Annotated in this window: 19 protein-coding genes; 5 read left to right on the forward strand and 14 right to left on the reverse strand. The window is 58.6% G+C overall.

All coding sequences use genetic code 11. The features are described from left to right. Positions 1 to 34: 34 nt before the first annotated feature. From adhP to ACDO57_RS05305, 6 genes are all read right to left on the reverse strand, one after another. Entirely contained in the window at positions 35 to 1,045 is a 1,011-nt protein-coding gene (gene adhP, locus ACDO57_RS05280) for an alcohol dehydrogenase AdhP (protein WP_032647362.1), read from the reverse strand. Between the two features lie 196 nt (positions 1,046 to 1,241). Next, positions 1,242 to 2,951 (reverse strand): ABC-F family ATP-binding cassette domain-containing protein, encoded by a 1,710-nt coding sequence (locus ACDO57_RS05285; protein WP_370883623.1) that lies wholly within the window; start codon positions 2,949 to 2,951, stop codon positions 1,242 to 1,244. A 382-nt stretch (positions 2,952 to 3,333) separates the two neighbouring features. Continuing rightward, positions 3,334 to 5,031 (reverse strand): NAD-dependent malic enzyme, encoded by a 1,698-nt coding sequence (locus tag ACDO57_RS05290; protein WP_024909550.1) that lies wholly within the window; start codon positions 5,029 to 5,031, stop codon positions 3,334 to 3,336. Between the two features lie 176 nt (positions 5,032 to 5,207). Beyond that, the gene (gene sra / locus ACDO57_RS05295; protein ID WP_008501714.1) at positions 5,208 to 5,345 is read right to left on the reverse strand and encodes a stationary-phase-induced ribosome-associated protein; all 138 of its coding nucleotides are present in this window, start codon (positions 5,343 to 5,345) and stop codon (positions 5,208 to 5,210) included. Positions 5,346 to 5,440: 95 nt separating this feature from the next. Next, entirely contained in the window at positions 5,441 to 5,656 is a 216-nt protein-coding gene (bdm, locus tag ACDO57_RS05300; protein WP_008501713.1) for a biofilm-dependent modulation protein, read from the reverse strand. A 234-nt stretch (positions 5,657 to 5,890) separates the two neighbouring features. Continuing rightward, positions 5,891 to 6,742, reverse strand: a complete 852-nt coding sequence (locus tag ACDO57_RS05305) for a Vmh family MBL fold metallo-hydrolase (protein WP_370883624.1) — start codon at positions 6,740 to 6,742, stop codon at positions 5,891 to 5,893. Positions 6,743 to 6,852: 110 nt separating this feature from the next. Between ACDO57_RS05305 and ACDO57_RS05310 the strand changes: the two genes are divergently transcribed. Both ACDO57_RS05310 and ACDO57_RS05315 read left to right on the forward strand, forming a co-directional pair. Then, positions 6,853 to 7,734, forward strand: a complete 882-nt coding sequence (locus ACDO57_RS05310; RefSeq protein ID WP_262789572.1) for a LysR family transcriptional regulator — start codon at positions 6,853 to 6,855, stop codon at positions 7,732 to 7,734. Positions 7,735 to 7,809: 75 nt separating this feature from the next. Further along, positions 7,810 to 8,238 carry an OsmC family protein gene (locus ACDO57_RS05315; protein ID WP_023311893.1) on the forward strand — a complete coding sequence of 143 codons (429 nt, stop codon included), beginning with the start codon at positions 7,810 to 7,812 and terminating at the stop codon, positions 8,236 to 8,238. Between the two features lie 13 nt (positions 8,239 to 8,251). On the opposite strand, the gene ACDO57_RS05320 is transcribed toward ACDO57_RS05315, so the two are convergent. After that, a complete protein-coding gene (locus ACDO57_RS05320) occupies positions 8,252 to 9,166 on the reverse strand; it encodes a LysR family transcriptional regulator (RefSeq protein ID WP_048992330.1) in 915 nt (304 codons plus the stop codon). Positions 9,167 to 9,281: 115 nt separating this feature from the next. On the opposite strand from ACDO57_RS05320, the gene ACDO57_RS05325 reads away from it, so the two are divergent. Beyond that, complete coding sequence (locus ACDO57_RS05325; RefSeq protein ID WP_370883625.1) at positions 9,282 to 10,031, forward strand: SDR family NAD(P)-dependent oxidoreductase; 750 nt, start codon at positions 9,282 to 9,284, stop codon at positions 10,029 to 10,031. Here ACDO57_RS05325 and ACDO57_RS05330 read toward each other — a convergent pair. Genes ACDO57_RS05330 through ACDO57_RS05360 form a run of 7 tightly spaced genes read right to left on the reverse strand, consistent with a single transcriptional unit; the run spans position 10,028 to position 16,862 of the window. Beyond that, positions 10,028 to 10,957: an ABC transporter ATP-binding protein gene (locus tag ACDO57_RS05330; protein ID WP_267216420.1), complete on the reverse strand. Its 930-nt coding sequence runs from the start codon at positions 10,955 to 10,957 to the stop codon at positions 10,028 to 10,030. The genes ACDO57_RS05325 and ACDO57_RS05330 overlap by 4 nt on opposite strands. Further along, the gene (locus ACDO57_RS05335; RefSeq protein WP_370883626.1) at positions 10,950 to 11,936 is read right to left on the reverse strand and encodes an ABC transporter ATP-binding protein; all 987 of its coding nucleotides are present in this window, start codon (positions 11,934 to 11,936) and stop codon (positions 10,950 to 10,952) included. Before ACDO57_RS05335 ends, ACDO57_RS05330 begins: the two co-directional genes overlap by 8 nt. Continuing rightward, positions 11,936 to 12,829, reverse strand: coding sequence for a D,D-dipeptide ABC transporter permease (ddpC, locus tag ACDO57_RS05340; protein ID WP_157189223.1), 894 nt, complete (start codon positions 12,827 to 12,829; stop codon positions 11,936 to 11,938). The genes ACDO57_RS05335 and ddpC overlap by 1 nt, the downstream gene beginning before the upstream one ends. Beyond that, positions 12,826 to 13,848: an ABC transporter permease gene (locus ACDO57_RS05345; protein WP_024909542.1), complete on the reverse strand. Its 1,023-nt coding sequence runs from the start codon at positions 13,846 to 13,848 to the stop codon at positions 12,826 to 12,828. The genes ddpC and ACDO57_RS05345 overlap by 4 nt, the downstream gene beginning before the upstream one ends. Before the next feature lie 23 nt (positions 13,849 to 13,871). Beyond that, entirely contained in the window at positions 13,872 to 15,404 is a 1,533-nt protein-coding gene (locus ACDO57_RS05350) for an ABC transporter substrate-binding protein (RefSeq protein ID WP_024909541.1), read from the reverse strand. Positions 15,405 to 15,419: 15 nt separating this feature from the next. Further along, the gene (ddpX, locus tag ACDO57_RS05355) at positions 15,420 to 15,995 is read right to left on the reverse strand and encodes a D-alanyl-D-alanine dipeptidase (RefSeq protein ID WP_024909540.1); all 576 of its coding nucleotides are present in this window, start codon (positions 15,993 to 15,995) and stop codon (positions 15,420 to 15,422) included. A 12-nt stretch (positions 15,996 to 16,007) separates the two neighbouring features. After that, the gene (locus ACDO57_RS05360) at positions 16,008 to 16,862 is read right to left on the reverse strand and encodes a MurR/RpiR family transcriptional regulator (RefSeq protein WP_024909539.1); all 855 of its coding nucleotides are present in this window, start codon (positions 16,860 to 16,862) and stop codon (positions 16,008 to 16,010) included. A gap of 265 nt (positions 16,863 to 17,127) precedes the next feature. Between ACDO57_RS05360 and ACDO57_RS05365 the strand changes: the two genes are divergently transcribed. After that, positions 17,128 to 18,609: an alpha/beta hydrolase gene (locus ACDO57_RS05365; protein WP_370883627.1), complete on the forward strand. Its 1,482-nt coding sequence runs from the start codon at positions 17,128 to 17,130 to the stop codon at positions 18,607 to 18,609. Between the two features lie 93 nt (positions 18,610 to 18,702). After that, positions 18,703 to 19,914 carry a diguanylate phosphodiesterase gene (locus ACDO57_RS05370; RefSeq protein WP_370883628.1) on the forward strand — a complete coding sequence of 404 codons (1,212 nt, stop codon included), beginning with the start codon at positions 18,703 to 18,705 and terminating at the stop codon, positions 19,912 to 19,914. The last annotated feature ends 45 nt before the right edge of the window (positions 19,915 to 19,959 follow it).

Below are 19,959 nucleotides of genomic sequence, written 5' to 3' on the forward strand. Positions count from 1 at the left end.
CCCCTGTCAGGAGCGGTAATTGAACGGTGGGTGATTATGAACGCAGGTCAATCACCATACGGCCGCGGATCTGGCCCTGTTCCATCTCTTTAAAGATGGCGTTGATGTCCTCGATCGGGCGCATCGTGACTTTCGGCACGACCTTGCCTTCAGCGGCGAACTGGAAGGCTTCCTGCAGATCCTGACGGGTACCGACGAGCGAACCCACCACCTGAATGCCGTCCAGCACCAGGCGCGGAATGTCGAGGCTCATCGCTTCCGGCGGCAGGCCAACGGCCACCACGCGGCCACCGGCACGCACGGCATCAACGGCTGAGTTGAAGGCGGCTTTTGCGACGGCAGTGACGACTGCGGCATGCGCGCCTCCGGTTTTCTCCTGCACAATTTTAGCGGCATCTTCGCTGCGGGAGTTGATGGTGAGATCCGCACCCATGCTGGCCGCCAGCTTCAGCTGTTCGTCGTTAACGTCAAGGGCGATGACTTTGGCGTTAAAGACGTTTTTGGCGTACTGCAGCGCGAGGTTGCCCAGCCCGCCCAGACCGTAAATCGCAATCCACTGGCCCGGTTTAATACCCGACACCTTCACTGCTTTATAGGTGGTGACGCCAGCGCAGGTGATGCTGCTGGCCGCCGCCGAATCCAGACCGTCCGGTACTTTTACCGCGTAATCTGCGGTGACGATGCACTCTTCCGCCATCCCGCCGTCAACGGAGTAACCGGCGTTTTTCACGTCACGGCACAGGGTTTCGTTGCCGGTATTACAGTATTCGCAGTGGCCACAGCCTTCAAAGAACCAGGCCACGCTTGCGCGGTCGCCGACTTTCAGCGACTTCACGCCAGGGCCGACTTCTTTTACGATACCAATCCCTTCATGGCCCAGGATAACCCCGGTTTTATCGCCGAAATCACCGTTCTTCACGTGGAGGTCGGTATGGCATACGCCACAGCACTCCATCTTCAGCAGGGCTTCCCCGTGCTTTAGCGGGCGTAAGGTTTTTTCGGTAACGTTGACCTGGTGATCCTGAGTGACAACAGCAGCCTTCATGTGTATCTCCTTGTTCATGATAAGAATCTGCATAGCAGGTGTAGTACCTCTTAAGGATTAATACATTAGCCTGGTAATGCAAGGCTGCGGCAACATAATGTCATCATTTGATTCGATTTCAGATTAAGAATACGGCGTTCCTCTAATAATTAAGGGGGAAAATTCTGGCCCGGCGAGATGCTCGCCGGGCGCAGACTTACAGCTGTGCTTCTATCTCCTCTATCTCTTTACGCCATTGCGCCTGTAGCTGCGGCTTTTGATGCTTCGGCTTACGCGCCAGATCGTCTTCCAGCAGCGTTTCCAGCGCGACCAGCCGCTCCAGCAGATCGTCATACGGCGAGGATTGAATCGTCGCGGCGACAGCGGGCGCAGCGGATGTCATAAGCCCCGCGCTTTCACGCAGACGCTCAAACACCGCTTCTGCATCGTGCCACTCGCTCAGCTTTCCCTCTTCAATCAGCCAGAAACGGTTGCAGCTTTGGCTAATTAGCTGACGATCGTGGCTGACCAGCAGCACGCCGCCTTCAAACTGCTGAAGGGTTTGCGCCAGCGCCTCTTTGCCTTCCATGTCGAGGTGGTTGGTCGGCTCATCCAGCATCAGCAGGCTATAGCGGGCAAGCGTCAGGCCTACGAACAGCAGGCGCGAGCGTTCGCCGCCGCTGAGCGTGCTGACCGTTTGCCCGTGACGCGCCCACGGGAAACCGGCGCTTATCAGGGCCATTTTGCGGTTCTGCGGATCCGGCGCGAAAGGCTCCAGCGCGTCGAGCAGCGTGGCGTCATCCGGCAGCTGATGAAGCGTCTGGTCGTAATAACCTGGCGACACGCGCGGATGGATTTTCAACCCGCTGTCTGCGGACTCATCAGCAAATTGTTGCCAGATAAGCCTCATCAGCGACGATTTGCCGCAGCCGTTACGCCCGACAATCGCTACGCGATCGCCGCTTTTCAGCCGCGCCATGTCGATGTTAAACAGCGGCGGTAGCCCGGGCGCAGGCGGGACGCTGAGGTTTTCCATCTCCAGCAGACGGTCAGCCCGCAGCGCGTCGCCGCGCAGGGTTAACGTCCACTGGCTGCCTGCCGTGAGCGCCGTCTGGCTCTCCTTCAGCCGTTCGACCTGTTTTTCCATCTGTTTGGCTTTGCGGGCCAGGTCTTCGTTGTCGTAAACCTTGCCCCAGGTCGCCAGCCGCTTCGCGCTGGCGGTCACGCGGTCAATCTCCTTTTGCTCCGCCTTGTGGCGCTGGGCATCGCTTTCATCCTTTGCTTCAAGCGCCTTGCGGGCGGCCGTGCAGGGAAGGGCGAAGTAGTGCAGCGTTTTATCGCGCAGGATCCAGCTGCCGTTGGTGACGGCATCCAGCAGCTGTCTGTCATGTGAGACCAGCACAAAGCTGCCCGACCAGTTCTGTAGGAAGTGTTCCAGCCAGAGCATGGTCGGCAGGTCCAGGTGGTTGCTGGGTTCATCCAGCAGGAGCAGATCCGGCTCGTGAATCAGCGCCCGCGCCAGCAGCAGGCGGGTGTGCTGTCCACCGCTCAGCGTGGCGGATTGCAGCATCATATCCTGCGGCGTGAAGCCCATGCTTGCCAGCAGCGTTTCGGCTTTCCAGCGCAGACTGTCCCGTTCAGTTGAGGGCAACTGGGCCAGGACGGCATCCAGCATGGTCAGCGGAAAAATAGCGTCCGGGAGATGTTGCTCCACGCGCGCCATCAGGCAGTGCCCGGCCAGTGCCACCGTTCCGGCGGCAGGGGAGTCCGTGCCGTCCAGCACCTTCAGCAGCGTACTTTTGCCGCAGCCGTTGTCGCCCAGCAGGCCAATGCGGTCGCCTTTTTTCAGCGTAAAGGAGAGTGAGTCGAAGAGCGTGCCAAACGCCGTATCAACGCGTAAAGATTGTGCAGTGAGTAAAGTGCTCATTGTTGCTTACCCAAGAGTTACAGGCATGTTCATGCCTCGTCAAACATCGCTGACGATAACTCAGTAAGCCCGAGAGAAGGGATTTCAGGGGTTGGTGTCTTCGCTCAAGCAGAAGTTATCGCAGCACGATACCGATAACGCTTGAGCTGGTGCGATCACCAAATGTATGTGAAACATTGAAAATTTCACAGTACAGCATAATTGGCCTCCTTATATATTCAGTGGGTTAATGGATGAAGGGAGTGTAGCGGGGGAAAAGGGGTTTGGCTAGTGGGTATTCGATGGTGCGGTCTGGTGCCCTCACCCTGACCCTCTCCCACAGGGAGAGGGAAAACAGCCAGCCCGTAGGCCCGGTAAGCGAAGCGCCACCGGGCGGAGCGAATTAAATCGACGTACGGCGATAGCTACGGTATTCAGGCTTCCAGAAGTTGTCGTCGATGGCCTGCTGCAGCGCGTCGGCAGAGGTTTTCACCGCCACGCCCTGCTGCTGCGCCATTTTACCTACCGCAAACGCGATGGCGCGCGACACCTTGTGAATGTCCTTCAGCTCCGGCAGCACCAGCCCTTCTCCGTCATTGACCAGCGGAGAGTAACCCGCAAGGGTTTCGCTCGCCGACATCAGCATTTCGTCGGTAATGCGGGACGCGCCGGAGGCGATCACCCCCAGACCAATACCCGGGAAGATGTACGAGTTGTTGCACTGGGCAATCGGATAGGTTTTATCCTTCCACACCACCGGATCGAACGGGCTGCCGGTCGCGACCAGCGCGTTACCTTCGGTCCACGCGATGATGTCCTGCGGCGTCGCTTCCACGCGGGAAGTCGGGTTAGACAGCGGCATCACGATAGGGCGCTCACAGTGCTTGTGCATCTCGCGAATGATCTCTTCGGTAAAGAGACCGGTTTGCCCGGAAACGCCGATCAGAATATCCGGCTTCACGTTGCGCACCACGTCCAGCAGGGAAAGGACTTCGTTGTCGGTATCCCAGTTTTTCAGGTTTTCGCGTTTCTGCACCAGCTTGGTCTGGAACGGCAGCAGGTTTGGCATACCGTCGGTCAGCAGGCCGAAACGGTCAACCATAAAGACGCGGGAGCGGGCCAGCTCTTCGCTTAACCCTTCGCGCTGCGTCTGGGCGATAATCTGCTCGGCAATACCGCAGCCCGCAGAGCCTGCGCCCAGGAAGACGATTTTCTGGTAGCTCAGCTGGCTGCCGGCTGCACGACTGGCGGCGATAAGCGTACCCACGGTCACCGATGCGGTGCCCTGGATGTCATCGTTAAAAGAGCAGATCTCATCGCGATAGCGGTTCAGCAGCGGCATCGCGTTTTTCTGCGCGAAGTCTTCAAACTGCAGCAGAACGTCCGGCCAGCGGTGCTTCACGGCCTGAATGAAATCGTCGACAAACTGATAGTACTCATCGTCGGTAATGCGCGGGTGGCGCCAGCCCATATAGAGCGGATCGTTGAGCAACTGCTGGTTGTTGGTGCCAACGTCCAGCACCACCGGCAGGGTATACGCCGGGCTGATGCCGCCGCAGGCGGTGTAGAGAGAGAGCTTACCGATTGGGATCCCCATCCCGCCAATGCCCTGGTCGCCGAGGCCGAGAATACGTTCGCCGTCGGTCACCACAATCACTTTGATATTGTGGTTCGGCACGTTCTGCAGAATATCGTCCATGTTGTGACGGTTCTGATAAGAGATGAATACCCCGCGGGAGCGTCGGTAGATCTCTGAGAAACGCTCGCACGCCGCACCCACCGTCGGGGTGTAGATCACCGGCATCATCTCTTCGAGATGGTTCTGCACCAGGCGATAGAAGAGGGTTTCATTGGTGTCCTGAATGTTACGCAGGTAGATGTGTTTGTCGATTTCAGTTTTGAAACCCTGATACTGGATCCACGCGCGCTCCGCCTGTTCTTCAATGGTCTCAACCACTTCCGGCAGCAGGCCAAGCAGGTTAAAGCTGCTGCGCTCTTCCATGCTGAAGGCGCTGCCTTTGTTGAGCAGGGGGAATTCGAGTAAAACCGGTCCGGCGTATGGGATGTATAAGGAACGATGTTTTTTCAGTTTGTTGTCCATGTCACTCACTCTTTTTATGAAGATCCGTCCCTGACACTGCTGTTTGTCATCTTTCTGGCCTGTGCGCTGGGAGGCGGTCAGGCGGTATTATAAAGGAGCTAAATATTAATTACCGCAACACATAAACAAAAACACCACCGGGATTACCGATGGTGTTCTGGATCTCAGTCTGGAACTTACTTGCCCGCGTGGCGTTTTCTGCCGGTGGCGTGAGTGACCTGCGTTTCATGGTCGCCTTCAATCACCACTTTACGCTGATTAGAAAGCTTGTAGTTCAGTCCCAGAATATGGCGTGCCTGACGGTTCGATTTCATGTTAACTCCTCAATCCTGTTGATAGTTTTAAGGACCAGTTTGCTTACGCAAACGAAATGTAACCCCTTAGGTTGCTGATCCAGCTTAGCAGGTTTTTACAAAGGTGCGTTTTGCCCGCTGACAACGTAGTTAATAGTTTGCTGGTAGATGTCACTGAGGATGTCATTATCTGTGGATTCCACCCACCTGGTCAGTTCCATCAAAATGTCATCTTCAGTCACAGCACCGTGCTCGGCGTGAAGACCCTGCGCAATCGCGTTAACGAGTTCAGGTTGTGCTGCTGCGGTATTAGCCGGGTAATAAGTAAACATGCTGCCTCCGTGTCGTTGTCTGTTTAATGGTACGGCTCGCAAAAAATTTAATTCATAAACAGAATGGCAAATATTTTCCCGGTTGTGGCTCAGATTCATCTTAGAAATAAAAATGACATAAGTGTATGCTTTTGTGTGCTTTTGAAATGTGGGGGGGTAAATTGAAGTGGCGTTGAGAGGATATTATAACGGTGCTCCTGCTATCACGAAAATATAGCAGGAGCAGAGTTTACATTACCACTTCATTTCGCCGGTATTCACCTTGGCGCTTAATTCCAGCGAGCTCTCTTCAGCCAGGTTCGGATACTGTTTTTTCAGGGTGCTGATGACGACTGCAGAATCTTTATGAACGGATAAGGCCTTTTCAAAGCGCTGCAGATAGTCACGGGTAAAATCAATCGCACCCGCGCCGGCTGGCGGGGTACCCAGATAGTGACCCGGGATCACGCGCTCGGGTTTGTGCGCCGCCATATTTACCAGCGTTTCCTGCCACTGCTTACGGCTTGCCGCCGTCTGGGTGTCAGCCGTCCAGACGTGGATCCCCCAGGCTACCCCGGTGCCGCCGAGGATGGTTTTCGCTGACGGGATCCACACATAGGCCGCGTAGCTGTCAGGCTCTTCGATATCGATCTTTTCCCCGTCCACCATAAACGTGGTGGAGGCGAGCACCTGCGGGACGACCAGCTCCGTTGGCGCGCCGTCTTTCATCTGCGGACCCCAGAAGGCGAGCTTGGCGTCTTTGGTGGCCTTGATGTGGTCAACCACGTGCTGCGTGGCCACCACTTTGGCGTTCGGGAAGGCTTTGACCAGCGGCTGCAGGCCAAAATAGAAATCCGGATCGCCGGAGGTGATCACAATCTTGTTCAGGGTCTTACCGCTTTGACGAATTTTCTCTACCAGCGCTTCGCCATCCTTCACGCTGAACTGCGCGTCAAACAGCACAGCCTCTTTCGGGCCGGAAACCAGCGTGGAGGAGACCGCGAAAATGCCTTTCTCCTGCGGGTTATAGGTATCAATGCTCAACGGCGCGGCAAAAACAGCCGGAGTGAAAAGCGTGGAAAGCAGGGCTATGTGGGTGAATTTCATGCTGTTGTCTCTGTTGTTCAGGAATGTCTCTATTGTACGGATATTCGCATTTGCCAGAATTCCTGAAACAGGACATGCTTAGTTTCATAAATCGAGCAGATGGAGTTGATATGGATCGCGTTATTGCCGCTCAGGTTTACAACCGGATATGCGAGCTGGGAAGTTTGAGCGCGGCGGCCCGCGCGCTGGGTATTTCCCGACCGATGGTGAGCCGCTACCTTGAACAGATGGAAAAGTGGGCGGGGACGCGTCTGGTAAACCGCTCCACGCGCAAGCTGACGCTGACCGCAGCAGGGGAAAAGGTGCTGCAAAAAACGCGGACGCTTTCGCAGATCTCGCAGGAAATTGAAGGCCAGTCAGAGAAAGATCTCCCGTCAGGTACCCTGCGGGTGGCCTGCGCGCACTTTACCGCGATGCACCTGATTGCGCCGGTGCTGCCCGGTCTGCTCTCGCGCTACCCGCAGCTGCGCATCGAACTGGATGTGAACAACCATCCGGTGAGCCTGGTGGGAGAGCGCATTGATGTCGCCGTGCGCATTACCGACAACCCCGAACCCGGCATGATTGCCCGCAGGCTGGGGGAGTGTCGCTCGGTGCTCTGCGCTTCGCCGGAGTATCTGGCACAACACGGTATTCCCGTCAGTCCCGAAGAGTTAGCCCAGCATAACTGCCTGCACTACAGCTTTTTTGCCGGGCAGTCCTGGCACTTCCTGACGCCGGAAGGCGAAAGCCTGAGCGTGGCCGTCAGCGGCAACCTGAGCGCCAGCATCTCTTCGCTGCTGATGGACGCGGCGGTTAAGCACTGCGGTATCGCCATGCTGCCGGAGCGTGAGGCGCGAACCGCGCTGGCGCAGGGAATACTGGTGCCGGTACTGGAGACGCTGGAGCCGAAACCGCTGGCCATCCATGGCATTTATCAGTCCCGGGAATACCAGCCTGCCGCGCTGCGGGTGTTCCTCGACGCACTGGCGCACCATTTACTCAGTGACTAAGACTCGTCTGTCTTGCCCGCAGAATCCGGACAGCCTTCTATACTTAACCCTTTGTAAGCCAAAAGGAGAGCAAGAATGACTATTCATAAGCACGGTTCGGCACACTGGTCTGGCGACATTAAGCGCGGAAAAGGAACGGTTTCCACCGAGAGCGGCGTTCTCAATCAGCAGCCTTATGGCTTTAACACCCGCTTTGAGGGTGAAAAGGGGACCAACCCGGAAGAGCTGATCGGCGCGGCACATGCGGCCTGTTTTTCGATGGCGCTGTCGCTGATGCTCGGCGAAGCGGGTTATACCGCTGACTCTATTGATACCACTGCGGACGTCTCTCTGGATAAGACCGACGGCGGCTTTGCTATTACGAAGGTTGCCCTGAAAAGCAAGGTGACCGTTCCCGGCATCGCCCCGCAGCAGTTCGACGGTATTATTCAGAAAGCCAAAGCGGGCTGTCCGGTATCGCAGCTCCTGAAGGCTGAGATTACGCTGGACTATAAACTTAACTAAGCCACAGCCGGGTTTACGCCCGGCTACCCTTCAGCGCGGCGGGAAACACCTCCGCCAGCCACGCAATAAACACCTTAAGACGGTGCGTCAGATGCCGGTTCTGAGGGTAAACCACATGAAACGGATAGGCGGCAGGGCGCCAGTCGCTCAGGATCGCCGTCAGCGTACCCGCCTGTAAATACGCGTTTGCCGAATACTCAAATGTCTGCACAATGCCCAGCCCCGCCGCAGCCGCCGCCAGGTGAGCATTACTTTCGTTTACGCCGAGATAATGCGGAATATTGATTTCCAGCGCCTCGCCGTTTTTTCTGAAGCGAAACGGAAATGCCCGCCCGGTGACGGGCGAAAGGTAGCTGATAAGCTTGTGGCCGTTGCACAGCTCCTGCGGATAGGCCGGAACGCCATGGTTTTTCAGGTAACCCGGCGTCGCGCAGGTGACCATTTCGGCGTTGCCAATATGGCGGGCGATGAGGGTCGAGTCGTTCAGCGGGCCGCCGCGGATGACGCAGTCTACGTTACCGCTGATAAGATCCACCGGACGATCGGCTACCCCAAGATCGATGCGGATTTCCGGATAACGCTGCATAAAATCCGGAAGCCGAGGGATAAGAACGTCCCGGGCGGTGGAGCCGCCCACGTCAACCCGCAAATGCCCTTTGGGCGTCGCGCGGGAAACGCGAAACGCGGTGTCGATATCTTCGATATCAATCAGCACCCTGAGCGCTTTTTCATAGTATTCCATCCCTTCCGGCGTCGCGACCACCCGACGAGTCGTCCGGTGCAGGAGTCGTATCTCCAGATGCGCCTCAAGCGATTTCACCAGCTTGCTCAGGGTGGCGATGGGCATGTTCAGCGAGTCCGCCGCGCGGGTAAAGCTGCCGGTTTCCACCACCCGGGTAAAAGCGCGCATCGCCATGAGCTGGTCCATTAGGCTCCCCTGATTATTTCTGTGTGTGAATAGTCATTTTCATTTTTGCCGGTTTTTCACTAATCCCGCAAGGGCTAAAGTTTGTCCAACGCAAACCCAATAAAAGGTAAATGACATGAACACGACTCTCTCAGGAAAAATCGCACTGGTCACCGGCGGCAGCACCGGCATCGGTCTTGCCACGGCGCAGGAGCTGGCGGCCCAGGGCGCGAAGGTGTACATCACCGGACGACGTCAGGCCGAGCTGGACGCGGCGGTGGCTGAAATCGCTTCAACAGCAGTGGGCATTCGCGCTGACGTGTCAAAACTGGCGGACCTGGACGAGGTCTATGCCCGGATAGCCAAAGAAGAAGGCCGCCTCGATATTCTTTTCGCCAATGCGGGTGGCGGCGATATGCTGCCGCTGGGCGCGATAACCGAAGAGCAGTTTGACCGGATTTTCGGCACCAACGTCCGCGGGGTGCTGTTTACGGTACAGAAGGCGCTGCCGCTGCTGTCCGCCGGATCCTCGATTATTCTGACCGGCTCGACGGTGTCCATTAAGGGGACGGCCAACTTCAGCGTCTACAGTGCCAGCAAAGCCGCCGTGCGCAACTTTGCCCGCTCCTGGGCGCTGGATTTGCAGGGCCGTGGGATCCGCGTCAACGTGGTAAGCCCGGGCCCGATCAAAACCCCTGGTCTCGGCGATCTGGTGCCGGAAGAACATCGTCAGGGGCTGTACGACGCGCTGGCCGCTCAGATGCCGCTCGGCCGTTTAGGCGCGCCGGGTGAGGTGGGTAAAGCGGTGGCGTTTCTGGCCTCCGACGCGGCCAGCTTTATTAACGCCACCGAGCTGTTCGTGGACGGCGGGATGGCCCAAATCTAATCCAGACTGCGCCAGCAGCGGACGTTACGACCCTCGCGTGAGGGCTGTAACGGCTGGGGGCGCTCACACCCCTGCGTTGCCATCGGACAACGGTCGCGGAAAAAACAGCCTTCGGGCAGATGACGGTTGCCGGGAAGCTCCGTTTTGCGTAACGCCAGATTTTCATCCAGCGGTTCACCGGTGCGGGGAACAGAGTCGAGCAGCAGACGGGTGTAAGGATGGCGCGGCTCGCCAAGCACCTGCGCGGCGCTACCCAGCTCCACAATCTGCCCAAGGTACATCACCGCCACGCGGTCGCTCATGTGCCTGACCACCGAGACGTTATGTGAGATCAACACGTAGGTCAGATTACGCTGCTGTTGCAGGGTCACCAGCAGGTTGAGGATTTGCGCCTGCACGGAGATATCCAGCGCGCTGGTGGGTTCATCGAGCACGATAATATCCGGATCGGACGAGAGCGCCCGGGCGATGGCAATGCGCTGGCGCTGCCCGCCGGAGAAGGCGTGCGGAAGCCGGTCGAGATATTCCGGGCGAATGCCCACCTGCAGCGCCAGGTTTTCAGCCAGCTGACGGCGCTCGCGCTCGCTGCTGCGCTTTTGCACCCATACCGGCTCGGTGATGATGCGCCAGACCGGCAGGCGCGGGTCGAGCGAGGAGAGCGGATCCTGAAACACCATCTGCATGCCGCCCGCGTGGTGCGCCCGCTGGCAGGCGCCGGTGCTGGGCTTAAGCATGCCCATCAGCAGCTGGGCCAGGGTGCTTTTCCCGCAGCCGGATTCTCCGACAATGCCAAGCGTTTCTCCCCGACGGATCTCAAGGTCGAGCCCGTTGAGCGCATGGACCTGTTCCGTCACGCGGCCCAGCCAGTTTTTACGTGCCGCAAAATTCACGTGCACGCTATCCAGTTCCAGCAGTACATCAGACATGGTGTTTCTCCCGTTGTGGATACCAGCAGGCAGCCTGTTGGCCTTCTGCGCCATGGGGCTGCAGGCGCGGCGTTTCGCTGCATTTCGCCCCGGCGGCAAAGCAACGTTCGCGGAACGCGCATCCCTGCGGAAGCTGGCTGAGGTTGGGGACCGTGCCGGGGATGGCGGGAAGCGGGGCGCGCGGCTGGCCGTTTTCCGGCGCGCACTGCAGCAGGCCGATGGAATAGGGATGAACAGGCTGATGGATCAGCGTTTGCGTGGCACCGCTCTCGATCACGCTGCCCGCATACATCACGTACATTCTGTCGCAGAGCTGGGACACCACGGCCATATCGTGGCTGATAAACAGCACCGAGGTGCCGCTGGCCCGCGCCTTGTGCTTCAGCAGGCGCAACACCTGCAGCTGGACGGTGACGTCCAGTGCGGTGGTCGGTTCGTCGGCGATAATCAGCTCCGGCTCGCAGGAGAAGGCAAGGGCGATCATCACCCGCTGGCGCATCCCGCCGGACAGCTCAAATGGATAGCGCGCCATGACCTGTTTCGCGTCCGGGATTTGCATCTCTTCCAGCAGGGTAATCGCCTTCTGCTGTGCCTCATGCCGGGAAAGCGGCTGATGCTGGCGGATCACCTCCACCATCTGTTTGCCAATTCGCCGCGTCGGGTTGAGGGCAGTCATCGGCTCCTGAAAAATCATCGCGACCTTTGCGCCGCGCCACTGGCGAAGCTGCTTCTCGGACGCCGTCAGGACGTTTTCGCCGAGTAACTTCACCTGACCATGATGAATGCGGTAGCTGCCCTCCGGCAGCAGGCGCATGGCGAGCATGGCGGTCACCGACTTACCCGAACCGGATTCGCCCACCACGCCGACAATTTCACCCCTGCCGATCTCCAGCGAGACGTGGTTCAGCGCGTGGACCTCGCCGCGAAAAATCGGGAAGCTCAGGTGCAGGTCTTCAATCTTGAGTACCGGGTCGGTCATCACTGTTTCCCTCCCGATTTCGGATCCAGCAGATCGCGGATACCGTCGCCAAACAGGTTAAAGCCCACGGCGGTTATCAAAATCGCCGCACCGGGAAACGCGCAGTACCACCACTGGTCCAGAACGTAGTTACGGCCAACGGCCACCATCGCCCCCCATTCGGCGGTCGGCTGCTGCGCCCCCAGGCCAATAAACCCCAGCGTGGCGGCCATCAGGATGGCGCTGCCGATGTCCAGCGACGCCTGCACGATAAGCGGCGGCAGGGCGTTGCGCAGGATATGCCAGCGGATCAAATGCCAGCGGGACGCGCCAAACGTGCGGGCGGCCTGAACGTAGGTAAACTGGCGCACCACCAGGGTTTGCCCGCGCGCCAGGCGAACGTAAAACGGGATGCGGACAATCGCAATCGCCAGCATGGCGTTAAACAGGCTCGGACCGAGCGCTGCGGCCAGCGCCATGGTCAGCACCAGGGAGGGAATGGAGAGCATAATGTCCATCACCCGCATGATGATGGCGTCGCCGCGCCCGCCCAGTACGCCGGACAAACAGCCCAGCAGCGAGCCAATGCCGCCCGCAATCACCACGACCGCCAGCCCGGCGGTAATCGACTGCTGGCTGCCCGTCAGCACGCGGCTGAACAGATCGCGGCCCACCTCGTCGGTACCAAACCAGTGCTGCGCAGAAGGCGCCTGCAGGCGGGCGGTCAGATCCAGCGCGTTCGGGTCATGCGGGACTATCCAGGGTGAGGTCACCATCAGGAAGAGCATCGCCATCATAATGACGCCGCCAACGATCGTGAGCGGGCTTTGACGCAGCATCCAGAACAGCTTTGCCCAGTTGATGCGTTGTCTGGCGGTTTTAACCGGGACGGGCGTTTCCTGCGTTAACATCATTCGGCACCTCCGCGCCCGATTCGCGGGTCAATCCACAGGTAAAGCAGATCGACCACCAGATTAACCAGCACGTAGGCTAGCGAAACCACGACGGCAAAGCCCATCACGGCAGGGAAATCGAGCGCCTGAATGGAGGTCACCACCCAGGCGCCCATGCCCGGCCAGGCAAAGACGGTTTCGGTCAGCACGGCGCCGTACAGCAGATCGCCCAGCGCCAGCCCGAGCACGGTAATGGACGGGATCATCGCATTTGGCAGGGCGTAGCGCAGGACGATATACCAGCCGGGCAGGCCGCTGGCGCGCGCGGTGCGGATATAGTCCTCGCTAAGCTGCTCCAGCATCGCGGAACGGACCTGACGCGCCACGATGCCCAGGTGAACAAACGCCAGCGTCAGCGAGGGCAAAATCAGGTGCTGCAGCGCATTGAAAAAGACCTCTCCGTTACCTTCCAGCAGCGCGTCCAGCAGATAAAAGCCGGTGACGTGGGCAGGCGGGTCGAGCCAGTCGTCCAGCCTGCCGCCGCCCGGCAGGATCTGCAGGTGCCCGTAGAACAGCACAATGACGCCCAGACCGAGCCAGAAGGCCGGGGTGGAGATCCCGGTCATCGCCATTAAACGCACCAGGTGATCCAGCCAGCGGTTGCGGTAAACCGCCGACAAAATCCCCAGCGGCACGCCGATGACCAGCGCCAGTACCAGAGAACAAAAGGCCAGCTCCAGCGTGGCGGGGAAAAAGGCCTTCAGGTCTTCAGCGACCGGACGCCCGGTACGGATGGAGGTGCCTAAATCACCGTGGGCCAGGGCGTCCACGTAGCGGCCAAACTGTATATACAGCGGCTGATCCAGCCCTAACTGCTGGCGGATGTTCTGCACGATTTCGTCGCTGGCGCGATCGCCGGCCAGCAGACGGGCCGGATCGCCGGGGATCAGGTGTGAAATAATAAAAGTGATAATACAGACACCGGCCACCACCAGGAGTAACCCCCAGCAGCGCTGGCGCACGATGCTCCAGAACGTCATACACTTTCCCCCGGCGAGAACCGTTATTTACTCATGGTGGCGATGTTGAACACCTGCTCGAGCATTGGATTAAAGGTGAAGCCTTTGACCTCTTTGTTCATCGCCAGCTGGTAGTTCTTCTGGAACAGATAAACGTAGGCCGCCTCGTCGATGACCACCTTTTGCGCCTGCTGATAATCTTTGGTGCGTTCCGCCTGGTCGGTGGTTTTCAGCGCCGCCTGCAGCAGGGAATCGACCTCTTTGTTCTCATAGAACGACCGGTTGCCCGGCAGCCCTTTTTTGTCCGATTCGAACCAGTAGTTCATGAACATGTACGGGTCGGCAAAGTCCGGGCTCCAGTTGCCGATGGCAATGTCGTAATCGCCTTTTCCGACGCGGTCGCGCATGGTGGCGTTGGCCAGTTTTTCCAGCTTGACGTTAATGCCGATCTTGCCAAGGCTGGCCTGCGTCGAGAGGGCGATAGGCTCCCAGTTCGGATCGTTGTCAGAGTAGAGGAAGGTCAGGCTGGCGGGCTTGTCTTTAACCTTCTCCAGCGCCGCTTTGGCTTTGGCCTCGTCAAAGCTGTACTGCATGGCCGTGGCGTCAAAGCCCCACATGCCTTCCGGGATCGGGCCGCGCATCTGCTTGCCGTTGCCGCTCAGAATGCCTTTCACCATCCCCTGATAGTCCGTCGCCCAGGAGACCGCGCGGCGTAAATCGACCTGATTGAGCGGCGCTTTGCTGTTGTTGAGATAGAGGTAAGTCACGCGCAGGGACGGGTATTCGGCGACGGCCACTTTCCCTTCCTGCTTCAGGGCCGCAAGCTGATCGACTGGAAGTGAGTCGGCAATGTCCAGGTCACCGCGGGAAAGCTGCAGACGACGCGATGCGCTCTCACCGATAATTTTTACCGAGACGCGCTTGAAGTGTGGCTTCTCACCCTGCCAGTGGGGGTTTGGCACCAGCACCAGTTGCTGGCCTTTCTGCCAGCTCTTCAGCATAAACGGTCCGGAGCCGGCGGTGTTTTGCGCCAGATAGCCGCGCGCATCGTCCGCGGCATTGGCCTTCAGCACCGTCGGGTTAATGATGGAGGCGCCGTCGTTCGCCAGGGTGTAGAGGAAAGGCGCGAACGGCTGGCTGAGGGTGAACTTCACCGTATGCTCATCAACGGCATCAATTTTCAGATCTTTCGGGAAGGCTTCGGACGGCCCCTGGCTGAGCTTCAGCAGGCGCTCAAAGGAGAGTTTGACCGCCTCGGCGGTGACCGGTGTGCCGTCGGAGAATTTGGCGTTATCCGCCAGGGTAAAGGTCCACTCTTTCTGGTCGTCGGAGGCTTTCCAGCCCGTCGACAGATCGCCTTCCACTTCGGTAGAGCCTGGCTTGTACTTGACCAGACGCTGGTAGGACGGATAGGTGACGGTCCAGTCGTTGTTATCAATGGTGATGGCCGGATCGAGCGTTTGTGGGTCAGCGGCTTTGCCGATCGCCAGCATGTCTTTCGGGACGGCAGCCAGCGCCAGCGGGGCACTCAGGGCCAGCGTGGCGGCGATCAGCGTCGAGATAAGCGATGTTTTCATGGCAGTGCTCCAGGTTTAAAGAGGGGTGTGCGTCAGTGGAAAACAGGCAAAACGGTCGTCAAGCAGCGGGTAGCTGGCGGCATTCGGCAGTTCAAAGTGCCACCATTCGCTGCTGATACCCACAAAACCGCCGCCAAACATGATGGCGTTCAACAGCAGACGGTTGCGCTGGGCGTGCGGCGGCACGGAGGGGTGATACGGATGCGATCGGTCATGCATTTCATCAAAACCGGCCCCCATATCCAGCACGGCGTTATGTTCATCCATCAGGGTCACGTCGATGGCCGTGCCGCGGCTGTGATTGGAGCCAATCGCCACGTCGACCACGTATTCCGGGTTCGGACAGGCATCCCACAGCTGAGCCTGCGCCTGCTGCGGCCGATAGGCGTCGTAGACCACCAGCTTCAGACCGGCCAGAGAGGCAATGCTGATGGCTTTTGCCAGGGCGGTGGCCGCGTCGGTATGCAGCAGGCACAGCGCCTCCTGATAGATCGGGCGGCCGGTGATGTTGTCGGCGGTGGCGTACTTCAGATCGATATGCAGCGTGGGAAACGTCTTCGCCACATCAATCAGTTCACTCTCTTCGGGCATAGCTCCGCTCCTTTAGCGTTCGAATTGACCAAACTCTTGTTGTAATTGTCGGTTTACCGCCAGACGCGCCGGGAGCGCCTCACCCAGCGCTTCCACCACGCCCGACAGCAGCAGGTTGAACAGACAGCTCACGGGGGCAAGTGAATCCCAGAAATGACCGGTATCGGTTTTCACCTGCAGTAAATCAATCGGGTAATCCCGCGCCCACGGGCACCAGATGTCGGTGATTAAGGCCAGCGGAATGCCTTTCTCGCTCGCGACGCGGCAGTACTGTCGGGCCATCGTGGAGTAGGTGCGCGTGTCGGTCAGCACGACATAAGGGTGTGAAAACCCCGAGTTCAGCGATTCAACCCAGCTGCCGGAAGCGCCCTCCGAATAGCTCACGCGCGGGCGGAGGTATTCAAGGTGGCTGAAGAAGGCATTGGCGATCCCGCGCGTGGACTGGATCCCCAGCACAAAAACCGCGTCCGCGTGGGCGAGGTTGTGCACCACCTGACGAAAGGCATCCGTTTGTGCCAGCTGGTACACCTGCGTGATGGCATCCACCTCCAGCGACAGAGCATGCTGAAGGCGGTTGGGCAGGGGGCGCTGCTGCTGCCAGGAGTCGAGGCGCTCGTTCATGCCCCAGGGCTGGTACGGATCGCGCAGGCTCTTTTTGGCATCCTCCAGGTTGCGATACCCCAGCTTGCGCAGGAAGCGTCCGACGGTAATTCCGCTGGTCCCGCTTGCCAGCCCGACGCTCTCCGCCGTTTCAAACGGGATTTGCGCGGCGTGCGCCAGCAGCCAGCTCCCGACCCGCTTTTCGCTGGGGGTCAGCTGGCTGAACGTCGCTTCGATACGGCTCAACATCTCAGGTTTCGTCGTCATACCGCCTCGCTGATAACAGGCTGTCAATGGCCGAAAATGTGTTACCTGGTTAACAATGCATGACGCGTGCCATGTTCACAGGCGGGTGAAAACCCGCTGCGCAGTAAACTTCATGCAATATTTGGTTAACCAATGATCAACATTTGTGCAGCGTAGTTCACTTTTGGTGCACTGGCTGACCGGACAGGTATGAATTTGGTGAATACGTCAGCCTGTTCACATTTTTGATAAGATAGAAGCACTGAGAACATAAAAGGGATCCCTCATGGCGAATTTGCCCTGGCGAGTCAGCGTGCGCCTGATCGCGCTTGCAAAGAAAACAGGAATGGTCGTGGGGATCGTCCTGGTCGTCCTGCTGGCGGTGCGGGTGTATCTTTCGCAGCAGGGGCCGGAACTGCACCTGTGGCACACCTGGCGGGCAGATGAGATGTCCGTTCGCGAGCTGGATAACGCCGATTTCGCCGGGTACCTCGCCCGGGAAAGGGCGATTTTCACCGATCTGGATAACGCGGTGACGGCGAAAACAGCGGGCGAGGAACAAACCCCGTTAAACCGCTATTACCGCCAGAGCCTGGTGTGGCCCGGTCAGTTTGCCCCCGATGCCAACCGCTCCTTTGTGCTGATGCCAGCCGGAAAGCCCCGCGGCGCGGTGGTGCTGCTGCACGGGCTGACGGATTCGCCCTACAGCGTCAGGCGCCTTGCCGTGAACTATCAGCAGCACGGCTTTGTGGCCGTGGTCCCGCGTCTTCCCGGACACGGCACCGCGCCCGGTGCGCTGACGGACGTGGACTGGGAAATGTGGCTGGCGGCCACGCGCCTTGCCGTACGGGAAGCCACGCGCCTGGCGGGTGAGGCTGTGCCTCTGCATCTGGTGGGCTACTCCAACGGCGGGGCGCTGGCGATGAAATATGCCCTCGATGCGCTGGACGCGCCTGCGCTGCGTAAACCGCAGCAGGTGATCCTGCTCTCACCGATGATTGGCGTGACGTCCTTTGCGCGGTTCGCCGGTTTCGCCGGGCTACCGGCGCTGCTGCCGCCGTTTGCCAAAGCGGCCTGGCTGAATATCTCCCCGGAATATAATCCGTATAAATACAATTCGTTCCCGGTAAACGCCGCCCGCCAGTCGTGGCTGCTGACGAAGGCCCTGCAGGAGCAGATTGGCCGCGCGGCGCGGGAAAACAGGCTGGCAAATTTGCCGCCGGTGCTGGCGTTCCAGTCGGTGATGGACTCCACGGTCAGTACCCGCGCGGTGGTCAGTGGCCTGTTTGACCAGCTTCCGGCAAACGGCAGCGAGCTGGTGATGTTCGATATCAACCAGGCGGCGAGCTTCCGTCCGCTCTTTAAACCGTCATCATGGACGGCCACCACGGCGCTGCTGCCGGTTGCGCAGAGACGTTACGGTGTCACGGTTATCACCAATGCGGACGAGCACAGTTTCTCGGCGGTAGCGAAAACAACTCCGGCAGGCAGCACCCGCGAGACGGTCGTGCCGCTTACGCAGGCCTGGCCGCAGGATGTCTATTCCCTGTCGCACGTTGCCGTGCCGTTCCCGCCGGATGACGATCTCTATGGTCGCGAGCCTGGGGTGAAAAACCGCTATGGCATCAGCCTGGGGACGATTGCGCTCTGGGGCGAAACGTCTGTATTGAGCGTTGGAAAAGAGGCGCTGATGCGGGTCACCTCGAACCCGTTTTACGACTACATGCAGGAGAGGATTAACAGCCGGATCGGGGACGCGAAAAAGTAACGTTCTCTTGTGGCGTGAATATGTTAGGTCGCACTGATTAAGTATGTTAAATAATAGCTTCAAGGCACCTCTCTCTCATCGGAACCCACTTTTGTGCTGACGACTCTGATTTACCGAAGCCAGTTGAATTTATCCCGCCCGTCCACCGAACTGCGGGAGCTGGTGGATCGCGCCAGGGGCCGCAACACAAAACTGGATATCACAGGTGTCCTCCTGGCAAAAGGGAATGACGTTCTGCAAATCCTCGAAGGGTCGGAAGAGAGTGTGGTCAAACTGTTCCACACCATCCGTGAGGACAAGCGGCACAGCGGGGTGGTTGAACTGATGCGGGATTATGGCCCGCGCAGACGATTCGAAAACGTCGGGATGCTGCTGTTCGATCTGCAGACGCAGTCGCCGAAAGAGGTGCTGCAGTCGGTCCTGCATTACAGCAAGCTGGACAGCTATCTCACCTCTGACGATCGGGTGTTCAAATTTATTCAGACGTTTATCATGGGCAAACGTCCGGCCCCGTCGGGCGCGCGCTACACCCCTGAAAAATGGACGCTTTCACCTGAGGCGTTACCCTTTGGCGAACATCTGGGCCTGTTTACCGGACAAACCTGCCAGTTTGCGCTGCAGCCTATTGTCGAGCCCTCGGAAGGGAAGATCAGCTCCCTTGAGGCCCTTATCCGCGGCAACGACGGCGGCAGCCCGGAGCATTTCTTCAGCACTGTCGACCCGGACAACGTCTACGAAGTTGATCTCCAGACGAAAGCGTATGCCTTTGCGCTGGCGGAAAAGCTGGGCATTGGCAGCCATAAAATCGCGGTAAACCTGCTGCCCATGTCGCTGGTGAATGTCCCCGGCGCAGTGGAATTTCTGGTCGATCAGATTAAACAACATGGGCTTCAGCCGGAGCAGGTGGTCATTGAAGTCACGGAAAACGAGATGATCTCCGGGTTCAACCAGTTTAATAGCGCCATTAAGCAGCTTCGCGGTGAGGGGATTGGCCTGGCGATCGATGATTTTGGCTCGGGCTATGCCGGACTTTCGCTGCTGACCCGGTTCCAGCCGGATAAAATTAAAATCGACCGGGAAATTGTCAGCAACATTCACCTCAGCGGTCCGAAGCAGGCGATTGTGCGCTCCATCGTCAGCTGTTGCTCCGATCTTGAAATTACCCTGGTAGCCGAAGGCATCGAGAAAATAGAAGAGTGGTGCTGGCTTGAATCTGCCGGGATCCGCCGCTTCCAGGGCTTTCTGTTTGCCCGTCCGCAGATTAATGGCGTCGGTGATATCCACTGGCCGCACATGGTGCGTTAAGTCAATTTTCCCTCCCGTTATTTCCCCTTTGCCCAGCCTGTGCTT

Origin of the sequence: Enterobacter cloacae complex sp. 2015409, from assembly GCF_041365315.1 — a bacterium.
GTDB lineage: Bacteria > Pseudomonadota > Gammaproteobacteria > Enterobacterales > Enterobacteriaceae > Enterobacter > Enterobacter pseudoroggenkampii.